The following is a 24,858-nucleotide window of genomic DNA, read 5'->3' on the forward strand; positions in this document are numbered from 1 at the left end:
GGCACATCGTGACGACCTGGTGGCGCGGCGGGCCCGACTATCAGCAGCGCATCGCCTACTTCGACAGTAGGGGACTGCTCCGCGGCTTCCAGCTCGTCGTCAGCGCCTGCGCGCTCGTCCTCGGTGGGCTCGCGGCGAACCTGCTCCTCGTCGATCAGGCCGACGCTCCGAGCTTCTACGTCGTCGTGCAGGTGATCGGCGCCGTGACCGGCCTCTTCTGGGCGATGCGGTGGCAGGTGCGGCCGGTTCCGTCCGAATCCGGTGCCATGGTCTTCGTGGTGACCTCCGACATCCTGATCGTCGCCGTCTCGGCGACCGACCTCGACGTGATGGCCGACGCCTTCGGGCTGTCGGCGCTCACCCTCGTCGCGATCTTCGTCGCGTTCGTGCTGTCGCCGGCGCAGTTCATGGCGAACGCCGGGATCTGCGCGGTCGCGATCGCGGTGTTCGCGGTGGGTTTGTATCAGTCGTACGGCTGGCCGGAGACCGCCCTGAAGGTGACACTGCTGGGGATCACCACGATCGCGGTGCCGGCCTCCGTGCAGATCGGCCTCGCCTTCCTCTCCCAGGACGCCACCGAGTCCGACACCGATCCGCTGACGCGGACCCTGAACCGTCGAGGGTTCCATCGCGCGACGGGAGTCAAGATCACCAATCGCGCGGCGGGCAGGCGGGAGGTGTCGGTCGCGTTGATGCTGGTGGACGTCAACGACTTCAAAGCCATCAACGACGTGCACGGACACGAGGCCGGCGACGCCGTCCTCACGCGCGTCGCCGACGTCCTCCGCGACGTGACTCAGGGCGGGCTCGTGGCACGGCTCGGTGGCGACGAGTTCGTGGTCCTCATGGCCGGTCGAGCTCGATCGCGCTATGTGCGGATCGCCAACCGGATCCACTGGTCCATCGAATCCGAAGCGGGTCTTGCCGGAGTGCCGGTCACCGCCAGTATCGGGGTGGCGATCGGCGACATCGCGGTCGCCGATGAGGAGGCCGCCGTCAGTCTGTTGCTGAACCGCGCGGATGAGGCGATGTACGAGGCGAAGCGGGGCGAGCAGCCCGTCGTGATCTCGACGGTGCTCGACTATCCGGCGCTGGGGGTGGTCCCGGTCGACGTCGAGCGCGTCGCTCCCGTCGTGGGGCGGACCGGCCGTCAGTGCCGGCGCCGGCGGACGCCGACCGAGGCGCGCGCGAGCTGACCCGTCCACGATCCGCGCGGTGTGGCGGAGGTGACGTCGCGTCCGGACGGCGGCGCGGCATCGTCGGCGGATGGCGAAGATCACCTGGTTGACCTGCTGTGATGACGGCGATGCCGCGTGCGTCAGACGTCAAGCGGATGCGGTCGTGATGAGAATCACCAGCGTGTGATTGGCGCGCCGCAAGCCCTCCAACTGGGTTGATAGGTATCGGTGATGACTGTCCCAGGACGAATCGACTTGTCCGATAAATTCATCCGACCTACTGTCGATCGCGAACCCACAGGTACCGAACGAAACGAGGACGCACGTGTCGCTGATCAACAAGCAGATCAAGCCCTTCACCGCCGAGGCATTCAAGAACGGCGACTTCGTCACCGTCTCCGACCAGGACATCGCGGGCAAGTGGGCCGTCTTCTACTTCTACCCGGCGGACTTCACCTTCGTGTGCCCGACCGAGCTCGGCGACCTCGCCGATCACTACGCGGAGCTGCAGGGCCTGGGCGTCGAGGTGTTCTCGGTCTCGACCGACACCCACTTCACCCACAAGGCGTGGCACGCCTCCTCGGACACCATCGCCAAGATCGAGTACGCGATGATCGGTGACCCGAGCCTGCAGATCAGCACCGACTTCGAGGTGCTCCGCGAGGGTCAGGGCCTGGCCGACCGCGGCACCTTCCTCGTCGATCCCGACGGTGTCGTCCAGTTCACCGAGGTCACCGCGGAGGGCATCGGTCGCAACGCCGCCGAGCTGGTCCGCAAGGTCAAGGCCGCGCAGTACGTGCGCTCGCACCCGGGCGAGGTCTGCCCCGCGAAGTGGGAAGAGGGCGCCGAGACCCTCGCTCCGTCGCTGGAGCTCGTCGGCAAGATCTAGTCGCCGAGGCCCGAACACCCACCGGGCTCTCGTCGTTCGGCACATCCGCGGGGCGGGGATCACCACCCGCTCCGCGGCCGTGCTGCCACCTCGCTCGCATCTCACAGGAACAAGAGGATCGGATCACCATGCTCGAAGCCGCACTCGCCACCCAACTCAAGGGCCTGCTCGCCAACGTCACGATGCCCGTCGAGCTCGTCTCGACGCCGGGCGACGGCCCCAAGTCGGCCGAGCTCGTGGAGCTCCTCGACGAGATCGCGGGCATGTCCGATCACATCCGGCACGACCGGACGGGCGACGACCCGCGGACCCCGTCGTTCCTGATCCGCCGCGCCGGCACCGACATCGCAGTGCAGTTCGCGGGAATCCCGCTGGGGCATGAGTTCTCGTCCCTCGTGCTGGCGCTGCTCCAGGTGGGCGGCCACCCGTCGAAGGAGGCGGCCGACCTGCTCGAGCAGGTGCGCGACCTCGAGGGGGAGTACCACTTCGAGACGTACTTCTCGCTGTCCTGCCAGAACTGCCCCGACGTCGTGCAGGCGTTGAACCTGATGTCCGTCCTCAATGCGCGGATCACCCACACCGCGATCGACGGTTCGCTGTTCCAGGACGAGGTCGACAGCCGCCGCGTGATGGCCGTCCCGACGGTGTTCGTCAACGGCGAGCTCTTCGACTCCGGCCGGATGAACCTCGAGCAGATCGTCGGCAAGCTCGACTCCGGCGCCGCCGAGCGCACCGCCGCGTCGTTGGGTGAGAAGGATCCGTTCGACGTGCTCGTCGTCGGCGGCGGTCCGTCCGGCGCGACCGCCGCGGTCTACGCCGCCCGCAAGGGGATTCGCACCGGCGTCGTCGCCGAGCGGTTCGGCGGCCAGGTCCTCGACACCATGGCGATCGAGAACTTCACCTCGGTCTCGTACACCGAGGGCCCGCGGTTCGCGGCTGAGTTGGAGAGCCAGGTCCGCCAGTACGACGTGGACATCATGAACACCCAGCGCGGCGCGACGCTGAGCCGCGACGAGGAGTCGGGGATGATCTCCGTCGGCCTGGCGAGCGGCGCCGAGCTGCGCTCGCGCACCGTCGTGATCTCGACGGGCGCCCGCTGGCGCTCGATGGACGTCCCCGGCGAGGCGGAGTACCGCAACAAGGGTGTCACCTACTGCCCGCATTGCGACGGTCCGCTGTTCAAGGGCAAGCGCGTCGCCGTCATCGGCGGCGGCAACTCGGGCGTCGAGGCCGCGATCGACCTCGCGGGCATCGTCTCCCACGTCACCCTCATCGAGTTCGACTCGGAGCTGCGGGCGGACCAGGTGCTGCAGCGCAAGCTGCGCAGCCTGCCCAACGTCGACGTTCTGGTCAGCTCGATGACCACCGAGGTCGTCGGCGACGGCGCCAAGGTGACCGGGCTGAACCACAAGAGCCGCACCACCGACGAGGCCCACTCGCTGGAGCTCGACGGCGTCTTCGTCCAGATCGGCCTGCTACCGAACACCGAGTGGCTCGAGGGAACGCTGGAGCTGAGCCCGCGCGGCGAGATCGTCGTCGACGGGGCCGGGCGCACCTCGCTCCCGGGCGTTTTCGCGGCCGGGGATTGCACGACGGTGCCGTTCAAGCAGATCGTCGTCGCCGCCGGGTCGGGCGCGACGGCGGCCCTCAGCGCGTTCGATCACATCATCCGTACGGACGTCCCGGCGGAGTCCGCCACCGTCGGCTGACTCCCTGATCATGACGAGGGGCCGGGCCGTGCGCTCGGCCCCTCGTTCGCTTCGGTGAAAGCCCGGACACGGGTGCCGTCGGCCAGCTAATTTCTGAGTTGGCAGACATTGGCTCCAACGATCCCTGGGACAGCCCGGCGGGTCGTCTAGCACGGACTTCACCGGCCGTGCCGTGGTCAGGCGGGAGTTGGCACGGATGCACACCGACATGATGGCGGTTTCGGGGATCATCGACTGGGAGAGCCTCACCGGGCAGTCGAAGTTCGTGATCGACATCGTGAGCATCCCGATCTTCAGCGCGATCGCCGGCCTGATCACCAACTGGACCGGCGTCATCATGCTGTTCTCGCCCAGCAACTTCACCGGGTTCTACGTGCCCGGCCTCGCGGCCCTGTTCCGGTTGCTGCCGCGGAAGGTCCAGATCCTGCCGATCTTCGCGCCGGGCGGGATCCTCGGCTTCCAGGGCTTCATCCCGTGTCGCGCGGAGAAGATGGCCAGCCTCCTCGTGGACATGTCGATCTCGCGGATCGGCAGCGTGGGCACGTTCTACCAGGAGCTCGAACCCGACAAGATGGCGGAGTTCATGGCCCGCGAGGCCAGGCCGCACGTCCGCCGCATCGCCGTCGACGCGATCGAGACGCAGTACAAGTGGCTGTGGGACACGATGCCGGCGCCCCTGCAGGACAACGTGATCGCGACCATCGACAAGCGCGTACCGCAGATCTCGCAGCGCGCGTTCCAGCGGGTGGGCGAGCACATCGACGAGCTGCTCGACGTCAAGCTGATGACCGTCAATCATCTGCGGCGCAACCCGGCGGTCCTCAGCGAGATCTTCCAGGGCATGGGCAAGCCGGAGCTGCGGTTCATGGTGAAGATCGGCGCCCTCGGGTTCTTCTTCGGCATCCCGCTGGCGCTGTACCTGTCCTGGGTGCACATGTCACATCCGCCCGTGCTCAGCGCGATCCCGTCGTGGCTGGTGGTGCTGTGCGGCGCCGCGATGATCGGCGTGATCGTGAACATCCTCGCGATCAAGATCGTCTTCGAGCCCGGCGATCCGCAGCCTCGGTACAAGTACCTGTGGAAGCAGGGGATCTTCCCGAAGCGTCAGCACGAGGCCGCGGCGCAGGTCGCGGACATGATGTCGGAGAAGGTTCTCACCGTCAGCAATTTCTCGCACGAGCTGTTGTTCGGCGCGAGCGGCGACAAGACGGCCGCGTATCTCGCCGAGGTCATCTCGGAGGAGCTCGACGCGATCTTCACGCCGGTCGCCACCACGGTGGGCCGCACCATGGGCATCGTCGACCTCGACCTGCTCGAGCGCAAGGTCAGCCAGGAGATCGTGGACCTGACGCCCGAGCTGTTCTACGACAAGGAGTTCAACGAGGAGAAGGCGAAGAAGATCGCCGCGTTCTCCACGAAGAAGTTCCGCGAGCTCAAGCCCTCCGAGTTCAGCGAGATGCTGTACGCGGCGATCGAGCAGGACGCCTGGCTGCTGTACGCGCACGGCGGGCTGCTCGGCGTCTTCGTCGGCGGCGCGCACATCTTCCTGTTCGGGGCCTGAGCGCGTCGGTTCCGCTCTCGGGCCCGACGGTGCCCCTCCGCCCGTCGGGTAGGGGCTCAGCCGGCGTCGGCGAGCTCCTGCGAGCGCGTCCCGTTCCCGGGGCCCGTCAGCTTCCTGCCGTGCGGTCCGCGCTTGCCGAGGTACTTGTCCCGGCGACCGTCGTCGGCCCATCCGCCGGCGTTGTACTCGTCGAGGTCGAACGCCATCCCGATGAACTGCGAACCGAACGCGGTGATCCGGATGCTCCGGAAGATCGTGTGCGCCTTCTTCACGCTCTCGATCGCGTGCACCGCGGCCGGCTGCACCTCGAGGAGCGCGTACCGGCGGTAGTCGTCCACGGGCTCGTCGGACATCTCCAGCAGTCCGAGCCGGTGCAGGTTCGCGAAGTAGCTCCGGTCCTGTTCCGGCCGTTCGCAACCGGACATCTCGGCGACCATCGACAGGTCGCCGAGGAGGAGTTCGGAGCCGATCATGAAGAGCGTCTTGGTGCGGACGTCGATGAGCGGCTGGGTGCCGGCCTTGCCCATGAATCGGAGGATGCGGGCCTCGTCGGGGAGCAACTGGTCGACGATGTGGCCGAAGGACGGGTGATGGTCCTCGAGTCCCTTGTTCGGACGTTGCGAGAGCCGGATGAGCGCGTTGCCCCGCTTGCGCAGGCCCGCTGGCGACGACCGCCGCGCCGATCCGAGGCCGCCGAGGAGGCCGCCGTCGACGAGCCCGGTGATGTCGCCCAGGCCGAGCGCTTCCGCGCCCTGCTGGAGTGGGGCGACCGCGGCGGTGGCCATCGTGGTGGCCGGCTCGAGGACGGGCTCGACGATCGGCAGCGCGGTGTCGCTCAGTTTGCCGACGGCGTCCGACAGCGTGGCCCCGGTGATCTGCTCGAGTGGTGCCGTGAGACCCTCGGCGAGTTGGCCGAAGAGGGGGATGCCCCCCAGACCGCCGCGTGGCCGGGGGGAGTCGCCGCGTGCGGCGTCGTCCTGCGACGGCGACCCGTCGGTCGGTGACTTCTTGTGCTTCTTACCCTTGTCCGACATCTGATTCCCGCCCGTCGATGGCCCGGCCCGTTCATGCTAGCCAGGCCGCCGCCCGCCCGGACGTTTTCCGCTGAGAACCTGCGGCGAAGGGATGGCTTCGCAGCGGTGCGAGGTTCATCGATCGACGGCCACGACAGGCGCAGTTGGGGCTGGTGCGAACTCCGCCGAACCGCCACGGGCACTGCCTTCGCACGCACACAATACGAGGCACTGCGCAACCCGGAGGTGTCCATGCAGTCCTGGTCAGAGATCGTCTCCGACTTCGGCCGGAACTGGCCGGTCTACGTCTCCATGCCGATCATCGCGGCTCTCATCGGCTACGGCACCAAGCTGGTCGCGATCAAGATGATGTTCCGGCCGCAGCGGTTCAAGGGCATCGGGAAGCTCGGCTGGCAGGGCATCATCCCGCGGCGTTCGCAGCAGATGGTCGACGTCCTCTGCGACACTCTCACGGGGCGCCTCATCTCCGCCCGAGAGATCGCCGAGAAGGTCGACGGTGCCGAGGTCGCGGCGCTGGTCGAGCGGCCGCTCCGCGCCGAAGTGGCGCGGATCGCGCGCGATGTACTGCCCGAGTACCAGCCCACGCTGTGGCATGTTCTGCCCCCGGTCGCGCAGGACCTCGTCATCGAACGGGTGCAGGACGCCGCACCCGACGTGGTCGTCCGCATCACCGAGGCGATCACCGACGACGTCGACGAGCTCTTCGACCTCAAGGCGATGGTCACGGAGGAGTTCCTCGCCGACCCGGACACGCTGGAATCGATGTTCCTCGACGTCGGGCGCCGCGAGTTCGCGTTCATCCGGCGCAGCGGCCTGGTGTTCGGCTTCTGCATCGGCCTCGTGCAGTTGCTGGTGTGGGCGCTGTTCCACAATCCGTACGTGATGCCCCTGTTCGGCCTCTTCACCGGCTGGTTCACAGACTGGGCGGCGCTGCGGCTGATCTTCAACCCGAAGGTGCCCACGAAGTACCTGGGCGTGATCACCTGGCAGGGACTGTTCCTCAAGCATCGCATCCCGGTCTCGCAGGAGTACGGCACTCTCATCGCCACGCGAGTCCTGACCTCCGACCGCCTGATGCGTGCGGTGTTCACCGGGAAGAACTCGCCGAAGGTGGTGCTGGTGGTCGCGGACGTGATCGAGGACGCGCTCCGCGACGGTCTCGGTGACCTGGAGCAGCTCGCCGGGATCGATGCGGCGGCGATGCCGGTCCTCAAGGACCTGGGCCTCGAGGCACTGCCGGGGCTCGGCGCGCTCGGTGGTGACGCGGACGAGCTCCCGGTCGGGGGACTGCTGGGACTGGTCTCGGGGGTGCTGAGCAGTCCGGTCCGCGGGGCCACGGGGTTCGGTCTCGACGTCGTGCACGTGCAGTCGATGTGCCAGGCCGCCGCGTCCGACATGGTCGCCGTGCTGCCGAAGGTGCTGACCGGTGCGGAGGACTACCTCACCCGCGCCATGGAGATCCAGCCGATCATGGCCGAGAAGATGGCGGCGATGACGCCGGAGGAGTTCGAGGGTGTGTTGCGGCCGGCGTTCCAGGCCGACGAGCGGACGCTGATCGTGGTCGGCGCGATCCTCGGCTTCCTGGTCGGCGAGCTGCAGGTCGTGCTGGTGGAGCATCTGACCCACTGATGAGATGTGAGCTGCATCACAACGCATTGCGTAATATTTACGCGCCGCGTAATTTCTTCATTACGCAAACGCGTAAGAAACGAACACAGCATGGAGGACATCATGGGCAACAGCACCACGTCGAAGAAGGCCGCCACCGAGCCGTCGATCAGCAAGTTCCTCTCCGGCGTCGTCGGCAACACCAAGGACCTCGTCGACAACCTCATCGAGAACGTCGAGAGCGCCGAGAAGAGCGCCCGTAAGGGTGTCAACAAGATCGCCAAGAAGGACATCAAGAACCTGCGCAAGCAGACGGAGAACCTGAACGACCAGGTCAAGAAGCTCTCCAAGGTCACCAAGGCCAAGTGACTCGGGAGCTCGATTCCCACGATCTTCGAGGATCACCCGGGGTACCCGCCGTGCGGGTCCCGGGTGATTCTGCGTTCGGGTCCCCGGCGGTAGGCTCGGGACCGGGCGACGCCCGACGAGGAGGGGTCATGAGCGACGACGAACCGTACCTGATCAAGCGGTACTCGAATCGCAAGCTGTACGACTCGGTCCGGCGCAGGTTCACCACGCTCGACGAGATCGCGTCACTGCTCGACTCCGGCGTCCGCATCGTCGTGCGCGACCACGACGTCGGCACTGATCGCACCGATGAGGTGCTCGCGCAACTCCTGCGGCGCCAGGCGCAGAGTCGTCCTCGCGTCGCCGGATCCGGTGCGTCCAGCCTGCTCGCCGAGTTGCTCCGCGCGCCCGCCGGGGTCGCCCAGTCCGTCGTCGACGGGCTGTCGGCGCAGTCCCAGGAGTCCGACGGTGCGCCCGCCCCCGGTCCGGAGCCCGACGGCGCGGAGGCGCCGGTGAAGAAGTCCGAACCGAAGAAGTCCAAGGTCGGCCGAAAGTCGAAGTCGAAGTCCGCCACGGCGAAAGCCGATGCGGGGGAGGGCGACGACGACCAGCGCGACGAGGAGATCCGCGAGCTCCGGGAGCAGGTGAGCGCGCTGACCGAGGCGGTCACGCTCCTGCTCAAGGAGAAGACCGACCGCGCGGAGTAGTCCCGTGGCGTCGATGGATGTCGGACCTCGTTCGGGCACCGCGCCGTTCGCGCTGTCCGTGCTGGACAACGCGCACACCGCCGTGGGGAGCGCGGTCGGCGACGTGTATCGCGAGGTGATCGCGTTGGCGCGCCTGGCGGATCGGCTCGGCTACCACCGGTTCTGGATGTCCGAGCACCACGCGATGCCGGCCGCTGCCACCCCGTCGCCGCAGTTGATGCTCGCGCGACTGACCGCGGAGACGGAGCGGATCCGGCTCGGGGCGGGCGGCGTGATGCTGCCCAATCATGCTCCTCTGGTGGTCGCCGAGCAGTTCGCGATGCTCGACGCGCTGGCCCCGGGCCGCATCGATCTGGGTCTCGGCCGCGCGCCCGGCACCGACGCGCCGACCGCCGCGGCGCTGCGCCGGCACCCTGCCGGCAACGACGAGTTCCCGCAACTGACAGTGCATTTGCTCGCGTTCCTCGCCGATCGCTTCCCGCCCGGGCATCCGTATCACGAGGTCCACGCCGTGCCCGGCCCGTGGCAGGCCGCGCAGAACCGTGTGCCCCCGCCCGCGACGGCGCCGCAGGTGTGGATCCTCGGCACGTCACCGTCCTCGGCGCAGCTCGCAGGCAGGCTCGGGCGCCCGTACGCCTTCGCACTGCAGTTCGGTGGCGCCGACCCTGCGGAGGCGTTCGAGGTCTACCGCAACGAGTTCCGGCCGTCCGCCGCCCTCGCCGCTCCTCACGCTCTCGCGAGCGTCCCCGTGGTGGTCGACGACGATCCGGCTGCGGCTCGGCGGCAGGTCGACAGTGCCGCCCTGGCGATGCTGCGGATGATCCAACGCGCCCCGTACACGCTCCTCCCGCCCGACGAGATCGCAGCGCACGACGCCACTCCCGAGGAGCGGCGGGTGCTCGACGGCTACGCCGACCGCTTCTGGGGCGGCACCGCCGCCGACATCGGCGCCCGACTGGAGCGGATGCACGCGCGGACCGGCGTCGACGAGATCATGCTGGTCCCGATGGGACCCTCCCGCGCCGGGCACCGGCGGACCGTCGAACTCGTGGCGCGGCACTACGCGCTGGAGCCGCCGGTGGCGTAGTCGCGGCCGCGGCGGGCGAGCGCGAACATCCCCGTGGCGACGGCGAGCCAGGCGGTCGGGGCGATCCAGGCGTCGGCGTGGGCGATGGGGGCCATCCACGACAGGTCCGCGGCACCGCTGAGGCGCAGCGTGGCCTGCCCGTACATGCCGATCGGGAACACGATCGACCACAGCGCGAGACGTACGAAGCCCGCCTCGGGGGTGCGGCGCCACTGCCAGACCGTCAGCGCGACCAGCAGTGGCACGAGCCAGGTCGCGAACGCCCAGAGGCACACGCATACGGCGTTCACGAACTCGGGAGCGAGGATTCGCTCCCCCTCGGGGAGCACGGCCAGTTCCGCCCCGGCGAGGACGGAGATCGCGGCCGAACCGAAGAACACCCAATAGGGCGCGACCTCGTCGCCCGGCCGCAACGGAGAGAGCATCATCCGCGCCGCCACCAGCGCTGCGACCAGGATCAGCTGCGCCATCCCGAGGCCCCACCACAACGTCGCGACGACGCCGAAGCCGTGACCGGGCAGCAGCAGCGCCAGTAGCCCCGCCACCACCGCCACGGATTGCGTGGACACGCCCCACAGGAACCACGTCCCGTCGGAGCCGCGCAGCCGGTCGCCGTCCTCCGCTGCCGCGGTGTTGTCCAGGACCCGTTGCGCCGGAACGAGATACCCCAGCGTCAGCCAGGTGGCCAGCGCGACCGCGCCGACCGCGAGTGCGGCCCCCGTCGCGCCGCGCAGTGCGAGGTATCCCGCGAGCACGGACGTCCCCGCGGGCACCGTCATCGCCGTGAAGCCCGCGGCCGCGATCTCGGCCTTGATCGCCGCGACGCCGCGAATGCGGGCGAACCCGATCGCGGCGAGAGTGACGTAGGCGAGTGCGGCGACGACGAACAGCGCGTCGCCGGGCACCGTCGCGCCCGCGGAGTGCACCAACGTCCCGACGATCCCGGTGGCCATCACGAACGCGAACCGTCCGAGTGCATGCCCGGGAGGCGGGGCGATCAGGCGGTGCAGCGCGAGGGAGAACACCCTCATGATTGTGGCCCACGCGATCCGGCGATCGGTGGCAGGATCGAAAGATGACCGACGACGCCATTCACACCCGGATCGATTCGCTCATCGCCGAGGAGCACGACCTGCGCACGCGGCTCGAGGCCGGCGAGATCACCGAGAGCGAGGAGCACGCGCGCCTACAGGTGCTCGAGACCCAGCTCGATCAGGCCTGGGACCTCCTGCGGCAGCGCCGGGCGCGGCGCGAGTTCGGCGAGAATCCGGACGGCGCGCAGGCCCGGTCGGTGAACACCGTGGAGAACTACCGCAACTGACGGATCCCGGGCGATGTCGGCGCGGCTTCCCGCTTGGGGGAGCTACCGCAGGCAGACCCGCCAGCCGTCCTCCTTGACGTACTCGAACGTGCCGGTCTTCTTCTGCTGCGGCTTGCCGGCGAAGGTCGCGGTCATGGTGACCTGCGCGGTGGCCTTGTCGCCGTCCACTTTCACATCGGCGATGCCGTCGAGGGTGACCGACTGCGGGTTGCCCTCGTCGTTCATCGTCGAGATCTCCTGATCGATCATCTCCTTGCACGAGGTGGCGCGCAGTTTGTCGGCGTCCTTGCCGCTCTGCCCCTGCACGTAGGTGGTGGTGACCTGCTTGATCTGTTCCTCCGGGCTGGTCTGCGGAGCGTCGCTCTTGGCGTCGCCGCAGGCGGCGAGGGTGATCGCGGTGAAGGCGGCGAGGCCGACGGCGGTGCAGGCGCGCAGGGGTGTCCGATTCATGCGAGAGACTGTAACCCGGGCCGTGTCCGCGTGCGGTGCCGCCGCCGGCGGCGTTCTCAGGGCAACGGTGTCAGCATCCGGTGCCGTTCGCGCAGTGCGACCGCCACCGGATCGTCGCGCTGTCGTGGGTTGAATCCGGGGCGCGGGCGGGCGTCCAGGTCGCGCACCGCCGGGACGACGCCGCAGTGCGAGCACAGACCCGACTCCTCGATGTCGGTGCCGCACGTCACGTGCGCGAACGCCCGGCCCGGGAAGTCCGCCTCCAGGTGGCGTTCGGCCCACCGGATCAGGCTGTAGACGGTGGGCCACAGGTCCTCTCCTGCGGCGGTCAGCTCGTATTCGACGGTGCGCCCCTCCCGCCTTCGAGCGAGGACGCCGGCGCTGACCAGTGTCTCCAGACGATCGGTGAGCACGGCGCGGGAGACGTCCAGGTGTGCCAGCAGGTCGGTGAAGTGCTGCACGCCGAAGAAGAGGTCGCGCAGAATCAGTAGCGTCCACCGCTCGCCCACGACCTCGAGGGCGCGTGCGAGGTAGCAGCCCTGCGCGTCGTACCCGGTTCCCAGAGCCATGGCCTCATCGTACGCGAGTCCAGTCTTGTGAACAGACTCGAATTACGCCATGATAAGTCTCATGAACAGACTGGAATCGTCGTTCGGTCGGGTGCTGGCGACCGTCGCCGCCAGCACCCTCGTGGCGATGCTCGCCTATTCGGGGCCGCTGGGGAACGCGGTCACGCTGAACACGGCGCTCCGCGCCGGTCCGGCGAGCGCCACCTGGATCCTCGCGTCGATGAGCGTCGGGCTCGCTGCGGCGCTGGTCACGGCGGGAGTGGTCGCCGACCGGATCGGTCACCGCCGGGTCTTCCTCGCCGGTGCGGCCGTCTTCGTCGCCGCGAACCTGGCGTGCGCGGTGATCGCGACCGCGCCGCTGTTCGTCGCCGCTCGCATCGTGGCGGGAATCGGCGCCGCGGGCATGATCGCGACGGGGCTCGGCCTGGTCGCCGCGGTCAGCGAACACGACGGCCACCGCGCCCGCACCGCCGTCTGGTGGAGCTCGTCGATGGGCGCGGGCATCGCCCTCGGTCCGATCCTCACCGGTGCACTCGATCTCGTGGAGGCCTGGCGTGTGTTCTACCTCGTCCTCGCGGCTGCCGGTGCGGCGCTGTGGGTCTCGGCGCGGCGGATCCCGGCGCAGCCGCCGCACAACCCCGATCGCGCGCAGAGCGTTCTCGGCTTCGTGCTGCTCACGGCAGCCCTGAGTGCTGCGGTCGCAGCGCTCGTCGAGGTCCGCGCGCGGGATGCCGGCCTGGCTATCGCCCTCGCCGTCGCCGCGGTCGTCCTCACTGCTGCGCTCGTCGCGAGCCAGCGGTACGGTTCCGCGCGCCTGGTCGACTCGGTGCTCTTCCGGCGCCGGCGCTTCCTCTCGGCGACCGTCGCCGGTCTGGGCACGGGCATCGGCATCATCTCCGCGATGTCGTACTCCGGCACCTTCGTGGTGCACGGTCTGGGGCTGAGCACCCTGCAGGCGGGCGGCCTGCTCGCGGTGTGGGCCGGCACGAGCGCCGTGGCCGCTCTCGGCTTCTCGCGCCTCGCCGGCGTGGTCTCGGGCCGTGTGCACCTGGTCGGTGGACTGGCCGGGGTCGCGCTGGGCCTGCTCCTCATGTCGGGTATGTCCGACGGCGCCCCGCCCGCGCGCTTGATCCCCGGGTTCGTGGTCGCGGGCATCGCATCCGGACTGCTGAACACGGGCCTCGCCCGCGAGGCGATCGCCAGCGTCCCGGCGGGCGACGCCGCGATGGGCAGCGGCGTCAACAACACCGCCCGCTACGTCGGCTCGGCGCTGGGCATCACGATCGCCGGCGTGCTCGCCGCAGGGGCACCCGACGCGATCGCCGGTTGGAACCGCATCGCGCTCGCCGCCGCGGTGGCCTCGCTCGTGTGCGCCGCCGGAGCCGGCCTGCTCACGCTTCGGGCAGGTGCTCCCGCAATCGGTCCAGGAACGCCGACTGCGCCTTCACCAGCTTCGTCGCAGCCTCGTCGAGGCTGAACCAGCCCGCACGGTCGATCTCCGGGAAGGTCCGCATCCGGCCGGAGCCGCGCGGCCATTCCAGCTCGAACGCGTTCGAGGTGATCGCGGCGGCGTCGAAGTCGCCCTCCCGCGCGAACACCGTCACCGTCTTGCCGCCGGACTGCCGGACCGAGCCCAGCGGCACCGTCGGCCCCGCCGGCGCCGGCGAGCCCAGCTCCTCGGCGAACTCGCGCTCCGCCGCCGCGAGGGGCTCCTCCGCGGTGTAGAGGCCCTTGGGGATCGACCATCCGTGCGCGTCCTTGCGTGCCCAGAACGGGCCGCCCATGTGCCCGATGAGCACCTCGACGGCGCCGCCGTCGCGGCGGTACAGCAGCAGTCCGGCGCTGGTCGTGGTCATAGCGGCAGCCTAGATCACACAACTGGTCCAACCAGTTGACCAGAGAGGGGTCGCGGTGCCATGCTGCTCCGCATGGACGTCACCCCCATCGCCAGGACCGCGGTCTCGGACGAGGTGCTCGCGCGACTCGTCGACGAGATCCTGTCCGGCCGGCTCGCCCCGGGCGACGCGCTCCCGGGGGAGCGCGACCTCGCCGAGCGGCTCGGCGTGAACCGGCACGCCGTGCGCGAGGCGCTCAAGGGCGTGCGCCAGGCGGGGCTGGTCCAGATCGCGCAGGGCGGCAAGACCCGCGTGCTGGATTGGCGGGAGAGTGCCGGGCTCGACGTGCTCAGTGCCGTCGCCGCCGCCGGCGTCGTGCCGCCTCTGCGCGTGCTGCGTGATGTCACCGAGATGCGTCGCGCGATCGCCGCCGACGCGGCGCGGCTGTGCGCGGACCGCGCGAGCGCGGCGCACCGGGCCGTGATCGTCGAACTCGCGCAGGGCTATCCGGACGGCGGGTACGCCGCGGACGCCGCCTTCTGGATCGCCGTCATCGATGGCTCCGGCAACCTCGCGTACCGGCTCGCGCTCAACACGCTGCTCGCGGGCATGCGGGGCGTGGGGGAGCGGACCTTCGGCGCCCTCGGGCTCGACGGTGAGCTGCTGGACCGCCAGGCGCACCTGGATCTCGCCGCGAGCATCGCCGACGGCGATGCCGACGCGGCTTATGTCAAGACCTCAGAACTGTTGGCGGGCATAGTCTCCGCCCTCGACGCCGCTGCGGCGAGCTCCTAGAAAGACACAGGTACCACCGTGTTCGACCTCATCCGCGCCGCCATCCCGGTGTTCGTGCTCTGCCTCGTGCTCGAGTACCTCTCGTTCCGGTTCCTGCCGGACGACGACGAACTCGGGTACGACCTGCGGGACTCGCGCACCAGCCTGACGATGGGCATCGGGAACGTGGTCATCAACCTGGGCTGGAAGCTGGTGGTGCTCGCTGCGCTGGCCGGCGCGTACCTCCTGGCGCCGGTGCACCTCCCGGCCATGAATCCGCTGACCTGGGTGCTGTTGTTCCTGGCCGACGACCTGGCCTACTACTGGTACCACCGCACCCATCACACGGTGCGGGTGCTCTGGGCCAGCCACGTCGTGCACCATTCGAGCCGCTTCTACAACCTGTCCACGGCGCTGCGCCAGACTTGGACGCCGTTCACCGCACTGCCCTACTGGATCCCGCTGGCGCTCATCGGCATTCCGCCGTGGATGATCCTGTTGCAGCAATCGGTGAGCCTGCTCTACCAGTTCTTCATCCACACCGAACGGGTCGGGAAGCTGTGGCGCCCGATCGAATTCGTGATGAACACCCCGTCGCACCACCGCGTGCACCACGGCTCGAACGCGGCGTACCTCGACCGCAACTACGGTGGAATCCTCATCGTGTGGGACCGGCTGCTGAAGACCTTCGAGCCGGAGGGGGAGCGGGTGCGCTTCGGTCTGACGAAGAACATCGACACCCACAACCCGCTGCGGGTCGCGACGCACGAGTACACGTCCATCTGGCGGGACCTGCGCGCGGCGAGCTCCTGGCGCGAGCGGTGGGGCTACGTGGCGAAGGGGCCCGGCTGGTCGCCCTCGCCCTCGCCCGCGCGCGTCGCCGCCTCCGACTGACGCCGCGTGAGGCCCGCGTTGACGAGGCCCGCGCTCAGCACGATGAGGGTCGCGACGAGCGGCATGCACTGCGCCACTCCGGTGCCGAACCGTTCCGCGAGTTCGCCGTTCACCGCGGAGGCCAGTGACTGACCGAGGATGATCGCGGACCCGAGGATCGTCATCACGGTGGCGGACCGGCCGCGGGGGCTCCGGGCGGCACCCAGGCTGAACTCGGTGACCAGTGTGGGGCCCACGCCGATCCCGGCGACGGCGAGCCCCGCGACGAGCCAGGGCAGAGACGGAGCGGCCGCGATGAGCGACGCGCCGGCGACCATGGCGAGGGAGAAGGTGATCCACCGCCGACCGAGGGTGAACGCGTCGGGCAGGAGTGCGGATCCGAGTGCGAGGGCGGCCGATCCGACGCCCATCACCCCGTAGAACAGGCCGGCCGCCTCGGCGTTGCCGGCGTCCCGCATGAACGCGGTGAGACCGGTCAGGGTGAAGCCGAAGAACAGCCCCACGCCGAACACTCCCGCTACGACGGTGACCAGGGCGGGGTCGCGCAGCTCGCGGGCCGGGGCCTGTTCGACGGTGCCGGCGGCGTGCTGGTCGGTCGCGCGGCCGGTGGGGTGGAGGGCGAACGCGCCCACGAACAGGATCGTCAGTGCCGCTGCGCCGATCATCGGCGCGGCCGGCGACATCGTGGTGGCGAGCATTCCCACGATGACGGGGCCGAAGACGAAGATCACCTCGTCGGCGGCGGATTCGTACGCCATCATCGAGAGGAGGGTGCGCCCGCGGCGACCTTCGGGCAGTTTCGTGGTGATCATGGTGACCACCCGGCTCCGCGACATCGGGCCGACCTGGGGCGCACTGGCGCCGACGAGCGCGGCGGAGGCGAGCACCGCCCAGCCCGGCAGCGGACTGAATACGACCCACGCCATGAGGAGCAGCGCGAGGCTGTTGACGATCCCCGCCGCGAGGACCGCGCGGCGTTGCCCGAACCGGTCCGCCGCCGCACCCACGAGCGGTCCGACTGCGGCGGAACCGATGCCGACCATCGCCGAGCTCAGTCCGCCGAATGCCAGCGAGTCCCGGCCCGTGACGACGAGGGTGAGCACGCCGACCACCATCATCGCGAAGGGCAGCCGGGCCACCAGCGCGATCGGGAAGTAGGTGGGGCCCGCGATCGACAGCATCGACGGATCCTTCGATCCGGCTGTCTGGGGGGAGGATTCGTGGGACATGGTGGCGGTCACCGAAGGGGCCCTTCCGCGGCGCCCGGCCGCATCGCTCGACGTGCCGCCTTGGGTGCCCGCAGGCCGTGCCAGGTAGATACACGGGTTCTCGCTGCGGCGTCGGCCGCAGCCGAAACATCCTATCAATTCTCGGGCCATCGCGCCGATCACGACGAACCGGACACGTTGTTGAAACTAATGAAACCGCTGGTCGGGAGGTGTTTTGCCCGATTGGTCACAGTGGATAAGTAAGGCTACTCTCACTCGACTATGACGAGCCTTACCTTGCATCTCGCGGCGGCCGCTCCGGCCGCCCCTCCGCTCTGGCGCATCCTGACGGAGGTCGGGTACTTCGCCGGCCTCGCCCTCGCCAGCGGATTCTTCCTCGCGCTCGCGTTCCTGGTGCCGGCGTACGCCCGCGGTGGGGGAGCCGAACGCAGCGTCCGCTCGCTGGCGGTGCCGATCGCCGTCGTCGTCGCCGTGGCGGGGTACCTGCAGTACGCGGCCCGGATCGCGCGGACCACGCTCGGTTACTCGTTCAGTGAGTCGCTCTCGCCCGCGCGTTTCGGCGCGTACCTGGCGCTGCCCAGGGAGAAGGGCGCCTGGATCTCGTCCGCGGTGATGTCCACGATCCAGTTGGCGGCGTTCCTCGTCGTGGCGCTCCTGATCGCCGCCACGATTCGGATGAGCGGCGGCGTGCTCGCGATCGCGTCGCGAATCGGCCTCGTGCTCACGGTGGTCACCGCGATGCTGCCGAGCGCCACCACGGCGATCTCCTCGCTCGACGCCGGCGCGAAGACGGTGCTCACGGCAACCCACATCCTCGCGTGCATCGTCTGGCTCGGCGGTGTGTTCGTCCTGGGCGCGGCGGGCCTGCTCGCCCGGAGCACCGGCCTCGACGGTGCCGGCGCCTTCGAGCGGATGTGGGCCCGGTTCAGCGTCTGGGCGATGGGTGCGGTGGTCGCGATCGCCACGAGCGGCCTGTGGCTCGCGTGGGTGCACGTGGGGTCCTTCGCTCAGTTCGTCACGACCCCGTACGGGCGCTACCTGCTGATCAAGCTGGTACTGGTGGCGACGATGATCGGCGCCGGCGTCTACAACGTGCGCGTCCTCATTCCCGCGATCGCGCGGGCCCGGCTCGCGGGGGAGGACGACACCGTCGTCCGGCTCGCCCTGTACCATTTCCCCAAGGTCGTCGCCGCCGAGGCGGTCGCGGGCGTCGGCGTGCTGCTCATCGTGCCCTTCCTGTCCGGGTCCGCGCGCAAGCAGGCCGACGGTGCCGCGGCCGGCCCGTTCGACTGGGAGACCTTCGGCATCGGGGCGCTCCTGGTGGCGCTGCTCGTCGGCGCCTGTGTCGCCGCGGTCCGGGTGGGCGCGCCCCGCGCCGCGGCCGTGTCCTAGCCGGCCGGGACCCGGATCACCTCGAGCGGCACCGTGCTCGTGTGCACGAATCCCATGGCGTCGTACAGCTTCTGCGCGGGGTTGTCGTCCGACGTGTGCAGGAAGGGCGTCTCGCCGCGGTCCCGCACGCCCTGCCCGACGGCGCGGATGAGGCGGGAGGCGAGTCCGCGGCCGCGAGCCTCCGGAGCGGTGCACACCGCGCTGATCTCGGTCCACCCCGCGGGGTGCATGCGCTCGCCCGCCATCGCGACGAGGGCACCGTCGGCGTCCCGGATCCCGAGGTACGTGCCCAGGTCGACGGTGTGCGGAAGGAAGGGGCCGGGCTTGGTCCGCTCGACGAGCGCCGTCATCTCCGGGACGTCTGCGGCGGTGAGGCGCACCGCCTCCGGTTCGGTGTCCGTCTCGACGGCGCTGCCGTCGTACTGGACCAGGCCGATCCGTTCGATCACCGTCCAGCCCGCGGGGAGCGGCGTCGCACGGTCGCGCAGCAGCACCGTCCCGTTGTGCTCGGCGAGAGCGGCGATGTCGGCGTAGTCCTCGGGGGTGAGCTCGCGCGGATGCCCGAAGAACACCGAGACGTCGGGGCGGTACCGTTGGATCCGGCCCGAGCTCACCCGGAACCGCGCGTGCGGGCCCGACAGTGCGGCGTTGACGGGGTCGGCGAGAACGTTGCGCTCGGTCACGACCCGATCATCGCAGACCCGCGGCGGTCAGAGCGCGGCGGCGGTCTCCGCGAGGCGCGGCAGCACCACATCGCGCCAGCCGGGACCCATCCGTTCGAACGCGGCCGCCATCCGCTTGTCGTCGAGGTCGAATCCGCTGTGCTCGAGGAGGACGCGGGTGCCGCGCCCCTCGGCGCGCAGCTCCCACGCGAGTGTCCACTCCGTAGTGAACGTGTAGACGAACCGCTCCGGCGGCACGGATTCGACGACGCGGCAGGGCTGCGCCCCGAATCCCGGCATGTCCAGGGTGAACTCGTGGCCCACCTCCGCGGCGATGTCGCCCTCGGCCCACCACCGGCGCACCAGCTCCGGTTCGGTGAGCGCGCGCCACACGGCGGCGGGCGGGGCGGCGACGAACTGATCCAGTGCGATGGTGGCCATTCACAACTCCTCTGCGACCTCGGCGAGCGCGGACAGCCGTGCGCGCCAGAACTTCTCGAACGGGTGCAACCAGTCGCCGAGGTCCGCCAGGGGGTCGGCCGTGAGCCGGTAGATGCGGCGCCGGCCCGACGGTGCATCCGCCACCAGCCCGGCGTCGCGCAGCACCTTGAGGTGCTCCGCGATCGCCGGCCGGCTCAGCGTGAACCGCTCGCTCAGTTCGCCCGCGGCGAGCGGTCCTGTGCGCAGGATCTGAAGCAGTTCGCGGCGAACGGGATTGGCGAGCGCCAGGAACACCCGGTCGGTGTTCTCGGTCTCGGTGGTCACGCGGGCCAGAATATGTCGGGAGTTCCCGACATGTCAACTTTCTCCGACGCTTCCGTCGGGAGATCCCACAGGTGTCCTCCAATGAGGGGATTCCTCGCCGTTCCTCTCACTCCGCCCCCTACGATGGGCGGCTATGGACCTCAAGGGCATCGTCACCACACCGCTGCGCGTCGTGTTCTCGACCGCGGACGCCGCGATGTCGGCGATCGAGGGCGGCGTCGCCGTCACCCGGTTCGCCGTGCAGAACGTCGACTCGGAGGTGAGCAACGCTCTGCACGTGGAGGCGGGGATGTCCTCGGCCACGCCGATGCAGCTCCTGCAGCGCCTCGCCTCGCTGCTCGAGCCCGACCGCCCCGTCGGGATCATCCTGTCCCGCGGCGGCCCGCTGGACCGCGTGCTCAAGCAGGGCGGCGTCGTCGATCGACTGACCGAGCCCGGCGGCATGCTGGAGAAGCTCACCGAGTCGGGCGGCCTCCTCGACCAGGTGACCAAGGACGACAGCCCGATCACTCGCCTCACCTCCGAGGGCGGCCCGCTGGATCGGCTCACGCGCCCGGGTGGCGTTGTCGACCAGATCACGGAGTCGGAGGGCGTCCTCGAGCGGCTCACCTCCGAGGGCGGCGTCATCGACAAGCTCACCGCGCCCGACGGCGTGCTCGAGAAGCTCATGACCAAGGACGGTGTGCTGGACAAGCTCACCGAGAAGGGCGGAGTGCTCGACAAGCTCGCCGCCAAGGACGGTGTCCTCGACAAGCTGACCGGCCAGGACGGCCTCATCGACAAGCTCACGGAGCCCGGCGGCATCATCGACCGCGCGATCGCCGACGGCGGCATCGTCGACCAGCTGCTCGGCCAGGAGGGCGCCCTCGAGCGCGCCATCGCCCCCGGCGGCACCCTCGACGCGGTCTCCCAGCTCCCCGACGTGGTGGCCGAGCTCAACGAGGCGGTCGCCCTGATGACCGCCGCCGTCAACCCCATGAGCGACCTGGTCAATCGCCTTCCCAAGCGCATCCTCAAGGGTCGCGAGGGCCGGGAGCCGCGCCGCGGCTCGTCCCCCTACGACGGTGCCGGTCCCGCCGGGGCGAACGGCGCACCGTCGGACGGTCCCGAACTGCTCTGACCCGGCCGGGGGTGACCGGGCGGCGAAGCCCGGGCGAACGGTCGGCGAACGCAACGGTGCGGTCGCTGCCCTGCGCGTGAATCCCCGTGTAACCCTTGCCGAACTCCGGCTCGGCGCCCTTCCGTGCCGAGCATGCTCGCGCATACCTTCGGCGCATGAAGATCACAGTGCTGGGTACGGGGTACCTGGGAGCCACGCACGCGGCGTGCATGGCGGAGCTGGGCCACGAGGTGCTCGGCGTCGACGTCAACCTCAGCAAGATCGCCGCCCTCTCCGAGGGCAAGGTGCCTTTCCACGAGCCGGGCCTGCCCGCCGTGCTCAAGCGGAACATCGAGGCCGGGCGGCTGCGCTTCACGGACTCCTACGAGGAGGCCGGCGCGTTCGGCGACGTGCACTTCATCGCCGTCGGAACCCCGCAGCGCAAGGGCGAGTTCGCTGCCGACATGACCTACGTGAACTCCGTCGTCGACTCGCTCGTGCCGCACCTGCGCCGCGACGCGGTGATCCTGGGCAAGTCGACGGTCCCCGTCGGCACCACGGACCTGCTCCGCGCCCGTGCGGCCGAGCTGGTGCCGGACGGCGTCAGCGTCGAGTTCGCCTGGAACCCCGAGTTCCTGCGCGAGGGCCACGCCGTCAAGGACACCCTTGAGCCCGACCGCCTCGTGCTGGGCGTCGAGCCCGGAGGCCGCGCCGAGGAGGTCGCCCGCGAGGTCTACGCCGGAATCCTCGCGCGCGACACCCCGTTCTTCGTGACCGACACGGCCACGGCGGAGCTGGTGAAGATCTCCGCGAACGCCTTCCTCGCCACCAAGATCTCGTTCATCAACGCCGTCGCCGAGGTCTGCGAGGCCGCGGGCGCCGACGTGGTGGCCCTCGCCGACGCGATCGGCGTCGACTCCCGCATCGGCCGCAAGTTCCTCGGTGCCGGCATCGGCTTCGGCGGCGGCTGCCTGCCCAAGGACATCCGTGCCTTCATGGCCCGCTCGGGCGAGCTGGGCGCGGGCCACATGCACGGGTTGCTGCGGGAGGTGGACGCCATCAACATGAGCCGGCGCACCCGCATGGTCGACCTGGCGCGCGAGGCCTGCGGCGGCTCGCTGCTCGGGGCGAAGGTGGCCGTGCTCGGCGCCGCCTTCAAGCCCGACTCCGACGACGTGCGCGACTCCCCGGCGCTCAACATCGCCGGCCAGATCCAGCTGCAGGGCGCCGCCGTCTCGGTGTACGACCCGGAGGCCATGGACAATTCGCGCCGGGTCTTCCCGACGCTCGATTACGCCACCACCGCCCTGGAGGCCTGCGAGGGCGCCGACGTCGTGCTGGTGCTCACCGAGTGGACGCAGTTCCGTGAGCTCGACCCACCAGTGGTCGGCGCGGTCGTGCGCAACCCCGTCCTCCTCGACGGCCGCAACTGCATGCCCTCGGCCGACTGGGTCGCGGCGGGCTGGGAGTACCGCGCCTGAGCGGCTCACACCACTGGACAGAATCGAGTGCACACTCGTACACTCGATCTTCATGAGTGTTGTGGAGGATCGTCGCCGCGCCGAGGTGCGCGCTCTCGCTGAGCTGGGCTGCAGCGAGGTCGCGGGCACGGCGGACGGGATCCACGGCGTGCACCGGGCCATCTCGGACCGGGTCTTCCGCTACGTGCGGCTCGGCGTCGGCCCCGCGGTCGCGCCGGTCCGCGCGCTGCACGACGGCATCACCGACGGCGTCTACGCGACCATCAGCACCGTCGCGCGCACCGTCGGCCGGGTCGCGGCGATCGGCGCGGACTGGCCGGGGGACCGGCCACCGTCGGAGACGGCCAAGGGCGCCGCGCTGATCGGCGCGGTCCTCGGGCTCATCGGCGACGACCTCGAGGACCAGGGCTCACCGCTCGCAGCGGACCCCGTCACGGTCCGCGTCGACGGCGCCGTCGTCCACCTGGGTGAGAGGCCCGTCCCGCCCGGCCGACTGGATCCGACGGAGGTCTTCGACGGCGCGACGGGTCGCGTGGTGGTGCTGCTGCACGGGCTCACCGAGACCGAGCACGCCTGGGGCGTCGGCGGTCTTGAGGCCGACGACTACGGCGTGCGGCTGGCGGTGGACCTCGGATACACGCCGGTCTACGTGCGCTACAACAGCGGTCGGCACATCAGCGACAACGGGCGGGACCTGGCGGAGCTGCTCGAACGCCTCGTCGCGACGTGGCCGGTGCCGGTCACCGACCTCGTGCTGGTCGGGCACTCCATGGGCGGCCTGGTGGCCCGCAGCGCGGCGCATCAGGCCGCCGAGGCCGTGATGGCCTGGCCCGCAGCGGTATCGACCACCGTCAGCCTGGGGACTCCGCACCTGGGCGCCCCGCTGGAGCAGGCGGCGCACTACGGCAGCTCCGCGCTCGCCGCGGTCCCGGAGACCGCGCCCTTCGGCCGGTTGCTGCGGCGGCGCAGCGCGGGGATCCGCGACCTTCGCGGGGGTTCGATCGTCGACGAGGACTGGCGCGGCCGCGAGGCGGACGCGCTCGGCGCCGCCGCCGCGGCGGAGATCCCGCTCCTGGAGGGCGCGGGGCACTACTTCGTCGCGGCCACCTTCACCCGCGACGCGCGGCACCCGGTGGGGCGCCTCCTGGGCGACGGGCTCGTGCTCGCGCCGAGTGCGGCGGGCCGAGGAAAGGCCCGCCGCATCGGGTTCACCGCCGAGGCGGGGATGCACCTCGGCGGAGCCCATCACTTCACCCTGCTCCGCTCGGACGCCGTCTACGAGCGGATCCTGAACTGGCTGGATCAGCCCCGCGAGCGCGCGGGGGTCACGGGCGCGTAGTCCGAGGCATCGCCCTTGAGCGCCACGCCCTCCCGGCCGTCGACGCCGACGGGCAGGTCGCCCGCGAGCGTCACTCGGCGCAGCAGGCGCTTGTGGTCGCCGTAATCGTTGATGCCGAAGTGCTGGGTGGAGCGGTTGTCCCAGATCGCGACGTCGCCCGGCTGCCACGCCCAGCGGACGGTGTTGTCCGGGTTCTCGATCCGCCGCTGGAGCAGCGCGAGGATCGGCGCCGAGTCCTGCGTGCTCAGGCCCGCGAAGGACTTCACGAAGTGGCCCAGCAGGAGCGACCGGCGGCCCGTCTCCGGGTGCACGCGCACGACGGGGTGCTCGGCCTCGAAGATGTTGCGGATGAACTCGCGGTGGTACTCGGCGCGCTGGTAGGTGGCGTTGTGGCCGGCGTAGTCGTAGTCGTTGGTGTGCCGCGCGCGCAGGTTCTCGGCGAGCGCCTTGAGCGGCTCCGGCAGCCGGTCGTAGGCACGCGTGGTGGACGCCCAGGTCGTGTTCCCGCCGTGCGGCGGCAGCGTGATCGGGCGCAGGATCGACGCCTTCGGTACCCGGTCGACGAAGGAGACGTCGGTGTGCCAGCTGTTCGCCGCGCCCTCGATCGGGAGCAGATCCGAATCCGAGCGCACTGTCGGATGCGGCGTCGTCGGTACGCCCAGGCGGGCCGCGAACGCGTGCTGGCCGGCATCGTCGAGGTGCTGCTGGTCGCGGAAGAAGATCACCTCGTGCTCGGCGAGCAGATCGAGGATCGTCTCGGCGGTCGCGTCGTCGATGTCGCCGCCGAGCCGCACGCCGTGCACGATCGCCCCGATGTGCTCGCTGAGGCGGGTCACGGTGATCGCAGGCGCGGCGGTCGTGGTGGGTTCGAGCGTTGCGGTCATGGAGGCCTCCGGAATCCGTAGCGTGCGTGGTGCATCCAGCTCA

Annotated in this window: 26 protein-coding genes; 16 read left to right on the plus strand and 10 right to left on the minus strand. The window is 70.1% G+C overall.

Translation table 11 applies throughout. The features are described 5' to 3' along the window. The first annotated feature begins 8 nt into the window (after positions 1-8). The 4 genes from AXK60_RS14490 to AXK60_RS14505 all read left to right on the plus strand — a co-directional run bounded on the left by AXK60_RS14490 (position 9) and on the right by AXK60_RS14505 (position 5,337). On the plus strand, positions 9-1,196 hold the full coding sequence (locus AXK60_RS14490) for a GGDEF domain-containing protein (protein WP_139057978.1): 1,188 nt from the start codon (positions 9-11) through the stop codon (positions 1,194-1,196). Positions 1,197-1,503: 307 nt separating this feature from the next. After that, on the plus strand, positions 1,504-2,067 hold the full coding sequence (ahpC, locus tag AXK60_RS14495; RefSeq protein WP_068571937.1) for an alkyl hydroperoxide reductase subunit C: 564 nt from the start codon (positions 1,504-1,506) through the stop codon (positions 2,065-2,067). 128 nt (positions 2,068-2,195) lie between these two features. Then, positions 2,196-3,776, plus strand: a complete 1,581-nt coding sequence (gene ahpF, locus AXK60_RS14500) for an alkyl hydroperoxide reductase subunit F (RefSeq protein WP_068571939.1) — start codon at positions 2,196-2,198, stop codon at positions 3,774-3,776. A gap of 196 nt (positions 3,777-3,972) precedes the next feature. Further along, positions 3,973-5,337, plus strand: a complete 1,365-nt coding sequence (locus AXK60_RS14505) for a DUF445 domain-containing protein (RefSeq protein ID WP_231855477.1) — start codon at positions 3,973-3,975, stop codon at positions 5,335-5,337. Between the two features lie 56 nt (positions 5,338-5,393). On the opposite strand, the gene AXK60_RS14510 is transcribed toward AXK60_RS14505, so the two are convergent. Continuing rightward, positions 5,394-6,371: an Abi-alpha family protein gene (locus AXK60_RS14510; protein WP_068571941.1), complete on the minus strand. Its 978-nt coding sequence runs from the start codon at positions 6,369-6,371 to the stop codon at positions 5,394-5,396. A 231-nt stretch (positions 6,372-6,602) separates the two neighbouring features. Between AXK60_RS14510 and AXK60_RS14515 the strand changes: the two genes are divergently transcribed. From AXK60_RS14515 to AXK60_RS14530, 4 genes are all read left to right on the plus strand, one after another. After that, positions 6,603-8,000, plus strand: a complete 1,398-nt coding sequence (locus AXK60_RS14515; RefSeq protein ID WP_068744719.1) for a DUF445 domain-containing protein — start codon at positions 6,603-6,605, stop codon at positions 7,998-8,000. 90 nt (positions 8,001-8,090) lie between these two features. Then, a complete protein-coding gene (locus tag AXK60_RS14520) occupies positions 8,091-8,348 on the plus strand; it encodes a hypothetical protein (protein WP_068571945.1) in 258 nt (85 codons plus the stop codon). 128 nt (positions 8,349-8,476) lie between these two features. Beyond that, on the plus strand, positions 8,477-9,034 hold the full coding sequence (locus AXK60_RS14525) for a polyhydroxyalkanoate synthesis regulator DNA-binding domain-containing protein (RefSeq protein WP_068571948.1): 558 nt from the start codon (positions 8,477-8,479) through the stop codon (positions 9,032-9,034). 13 nt (positions 9,035-9,047) lie between these two features. Then, complete coding sequence (locus tag AXK60_RS14530) at positions 9,048-10,121, plus strand: LLM class flavin-dependent oxidoreductase (RefSeq protein WP_068572822.1); 1,074 nt, start codon at positions 9,048-9,050, stop codon at positions 10,119-10,121. Here the strand turns inward: AXK60_RS14530 and AXK60_RS14535 are convergent. Further along, the gene (locus AXK60_RS14535; protein WP_068571950.1) at positions 10,094-11,146 is read right to left on the minus strand and encodes a tellurite resistance/C4-dicarboxylate transporter family protein; all 1,053 of its coding nucleotides are present in this window, start codon (positions 11,144-11,146) and stop codon (positions 10,094-10,096) included. The genes AXK60_RS14530 and AXK60_RS14535 overlap by 28 nt on opposite strands. A 50-nt stretch (positions 11,147-11,196) precedes the next feature. Between AXK60_RS14535 and AXK60_RS14540 the strand changes: the two genes are divergently transcribed. Continuing rightward, positions 11,197-11,442, plus strand: a complete 246-nt coding sequence (locus AXK60_RS14540) for a DUF2630 family protein (protein WP_068571952.1) — start codon at positions 11,197-11,199, stop codon at positions 11,440-11,442. Positions 11,443-11,484: 42 nt separating this feature from the next. Here AXK60_RS14540 and AXK60_RS14545 read toward each other — a convergent pair whose 3' ends face one another. Together AXK60_RS14545 and AXK60_RS14550 are read right to left on the minus strand one after the other, a co-directional pair. Then, positions 11,485-11,892 carry an Rv0361 family membrane protein gene (locus AXK60_RS14545; protein WP_068571954.1) on the minus strand — a complete coding sequence of 136 codons (408 nt, stop codon included), beginning with the start codon at positions 11,890-11,892 and terminating at the stop codon, positions 11,485-11,487. A gap of 56 nt (positions 11,893-11,948) precedes the next feature. Beyond that, on the minus strand, positions 11,949-12,461 hold the full coding sequence (locus AXK60_RS14550) for a winged helix-turn-helix transcriptional regulator (protein WP_068571956.1): 513 nt from the start codon (positions 12,459-12,461) through the stop codon (positions 11,949-11,951). Positions 12,462-12,522: 61 nt separating this feature from the next. On the opposite strand from AXK60_RS14550, the gene AXK60_RS14555 reads away from it, so the two are divergent. After that, on the plus strand, positions 12,523-13,938 hold the full coding sequence (locus tag AXK60_RS14555; RefSeq protein ID WP_068571958.1) for an MFS transporter: 1,416 nt from the start codon (positions 12,523-12,525) through the stop codon (positions 13,936-13,938). Here the strand turns inward: AXK60_RS14555 and AXK60_RS14560 are convergent. Further along, the gene (locus tag AXK60_RS14560; protein WP_068571960.1) at positions 13,853-14,317 is read right to left on the minus strand and encodes an NUDIX hydrolase; all 465 of its coding nucleotides are present in this window, start codon (positions 14,315-14,317) and stop codon (positions 13,853-13,855) included. The two genes, AXK60_RS14555 and AXK60_RS14560, sit on opposite strands and share 86 nt — an antisense overlap. 72 nt (positions 14,318-14,389) lie before the next feature. On the opposite strand from AXK60_RS14560, the gene AXK60_RS14565 reads away from it, so the two are divergent. Together AXK60_RS14565 and AXK60_RS14570 are read left to right on the plus strand one after the other, a co-directional pair. Beyond that, on the plus strand, positions 14,390-15,091 hold the full coding sequence (locus AXK60_RS14565; protein ID WP_068572824.1) for a FadR/GntR family transcriptional regulator: 702 nt from the start codon (positions 14,390-14,392) through the stop codon (positions 15,089-15,091). 18 nt (positions 15,092-15,109) lie between these two features. Then, on the plus strand, positions 15,110-15,964 hold the full coding sequence (locus AXK60_RS14570) for a sterol desaturase family protein (protein WP_068571962.1): 855 nt from the start codon (positions 15,110-15,112) through the stop codon (positions 15,962-15,964). On the opposite strand, the gene AXK60_RS14575 is transcribed toward AXK60_RS14570, so the two are convergent. Further along, positions 15,898-17,145, minus strand: a complete 1,248-nt coding sequence (locus tag AXK60_RS14575; protein WP_231855476.1) for an MFS transporter — start codon at positions 17,143-17,145, stop codon at positions 15,898-15,900. The genes AXK60_RS14570 and AXK60_RS14575 overlap by 67 nt on opposite strands. A 309-nt stretch (positions 17,146-17,454) precedes the next feature. On the opposite strand from AXK60_RS14575, the gene AXK60_RS14580 reads away from it, so the two are divergent. After that, complete coding sequence (locus AXK60_RS14580; protein ID WP_068571964.1) at positions 17,455-18,585, plus strand: CopD family protein; 1,131 nt, start codon at positions 17,455-17,457, stop codon at positions 18,583-18,585. On the opposite strand, the gene AXK60_RS14585 is transcribed toward AXK60_RS14580, so the two are convergent. Genes AXK60_RS14585 through AXK60_RS14595 form a run of 3 tightly spaced genes read right to left on the minus strand, consistent with a single transcriptional unit; the run spans position 18,582 to position 20,012 of the window. Then, entirely contained in the window at positions 18,582-19,268 is a 687-nt protein-coding gene (locus tag AXK60_RS14585) for a GNAT family N-acetyltransferase (RefSeq protein WP_068571966.1), read from the minus strand. The two genes, AXK60_RS14580 and AXK60_RS14585, sit on opposite strands and share 4 nt — an antisense overlap. A 27-nt stretch (positions 19,269-19,295) precedes the next feature. Beyond that, a complete protein-coding gene (locus AXK60_RS14590; RefSeq protein ID WP_068571969.1) occupies positions 19,296-19,688 on the minus strand; it encodes an SRPBCC family protein in 393 nt (130 codons plus the stop codon). Further along, positions 19,689-20,012 (minus strand): ArsR/SmtB family transcription factor, encoded by a 324-nt coding sequence (locus tag AXK60_RS14595; RefSeq protein ID WP_139057979.1) that lies wholly within the window; start codon positions 20,010-20,012, stop codon positions 19,689-19,691. Between the two features lie 289 nt (positions 20,013-20,301). Here AXK60_RS14595 and AXK60_RS14600 point away from each other — a divergent pair, with 289 nt between their 5' ends. The 3 genes from AXK60_RS14600 to AXK60_RS14610 all read left to right on the plus strand — a co-directional run bounded on the left by AXK60_RS14600 (position 20,302) and on the right by AXK60_RS14610 (position 23,931). Further along, complete coding sequence (locus AXK60_RS14600; RefSeq protein WP_483368396.1) at positions 20,302-21,132, plus strand: hypothetical protein; 831 nt, start codon at positions 20,302-20,304, stop codon at positions 21,130-21,132. Between the two features lie 155 nt (positions 21,133-21,287). After that, positions 21,288-22,592, plus strand: coding sequence for a UDP-glucose dehydrogenase family protein (locus tag AXK60_RS14605; RefSeq protein ID WP_068571977.1), 1,305 nt, complete (start codon positions 21,288-21,290; stop codon positions 22,590-22,592). A 52-nt stretch (positions 22,593-22,644) separates the two neighbouring features. Beyond that, the gene (locus AXK60_RS14610; RefSeq protein WP_068571979.1) at positions 22,645-23,931 is read left to right on the plus strand and encodes an esterase/lipase family protein; all 1,287 of its coding nucleotides are present in this window, start codon (positions 22,645-22,647) and stop codon (positions 23,929-23,931) included. On the opposite strand, the gene AXK60_RS14615 is transcribed toward AXK60_RS14610, so the two are convergent. Further along, complete coding sequence (locus AXK60_RS14615; protein WP_068571981.1) at positions 23,895-24,815, minus strand: TauD/TfdA dioxygenase family protein; 921 nt, start codon at positions 24,813-24,815, stop codon at positions 23,895-23,897. The two genes, AXK60_RS14610 and AXK60_RS14615, sit on opposite strands and share 37 nt — an antisense overlap. Positions 24,816-24,858 lie beyond the last annotated feature (43 nt).

Source organism: Tsukamurella pseudospumae, from assembly GCF_001575195.1.
Classification (GTDB): Bacteria; Actinomycetota; Actinomycetes; order Mycobacteriales; family Mycobacteriaceae; genus Tsukamurella; species Tsukamurella pseudospumae.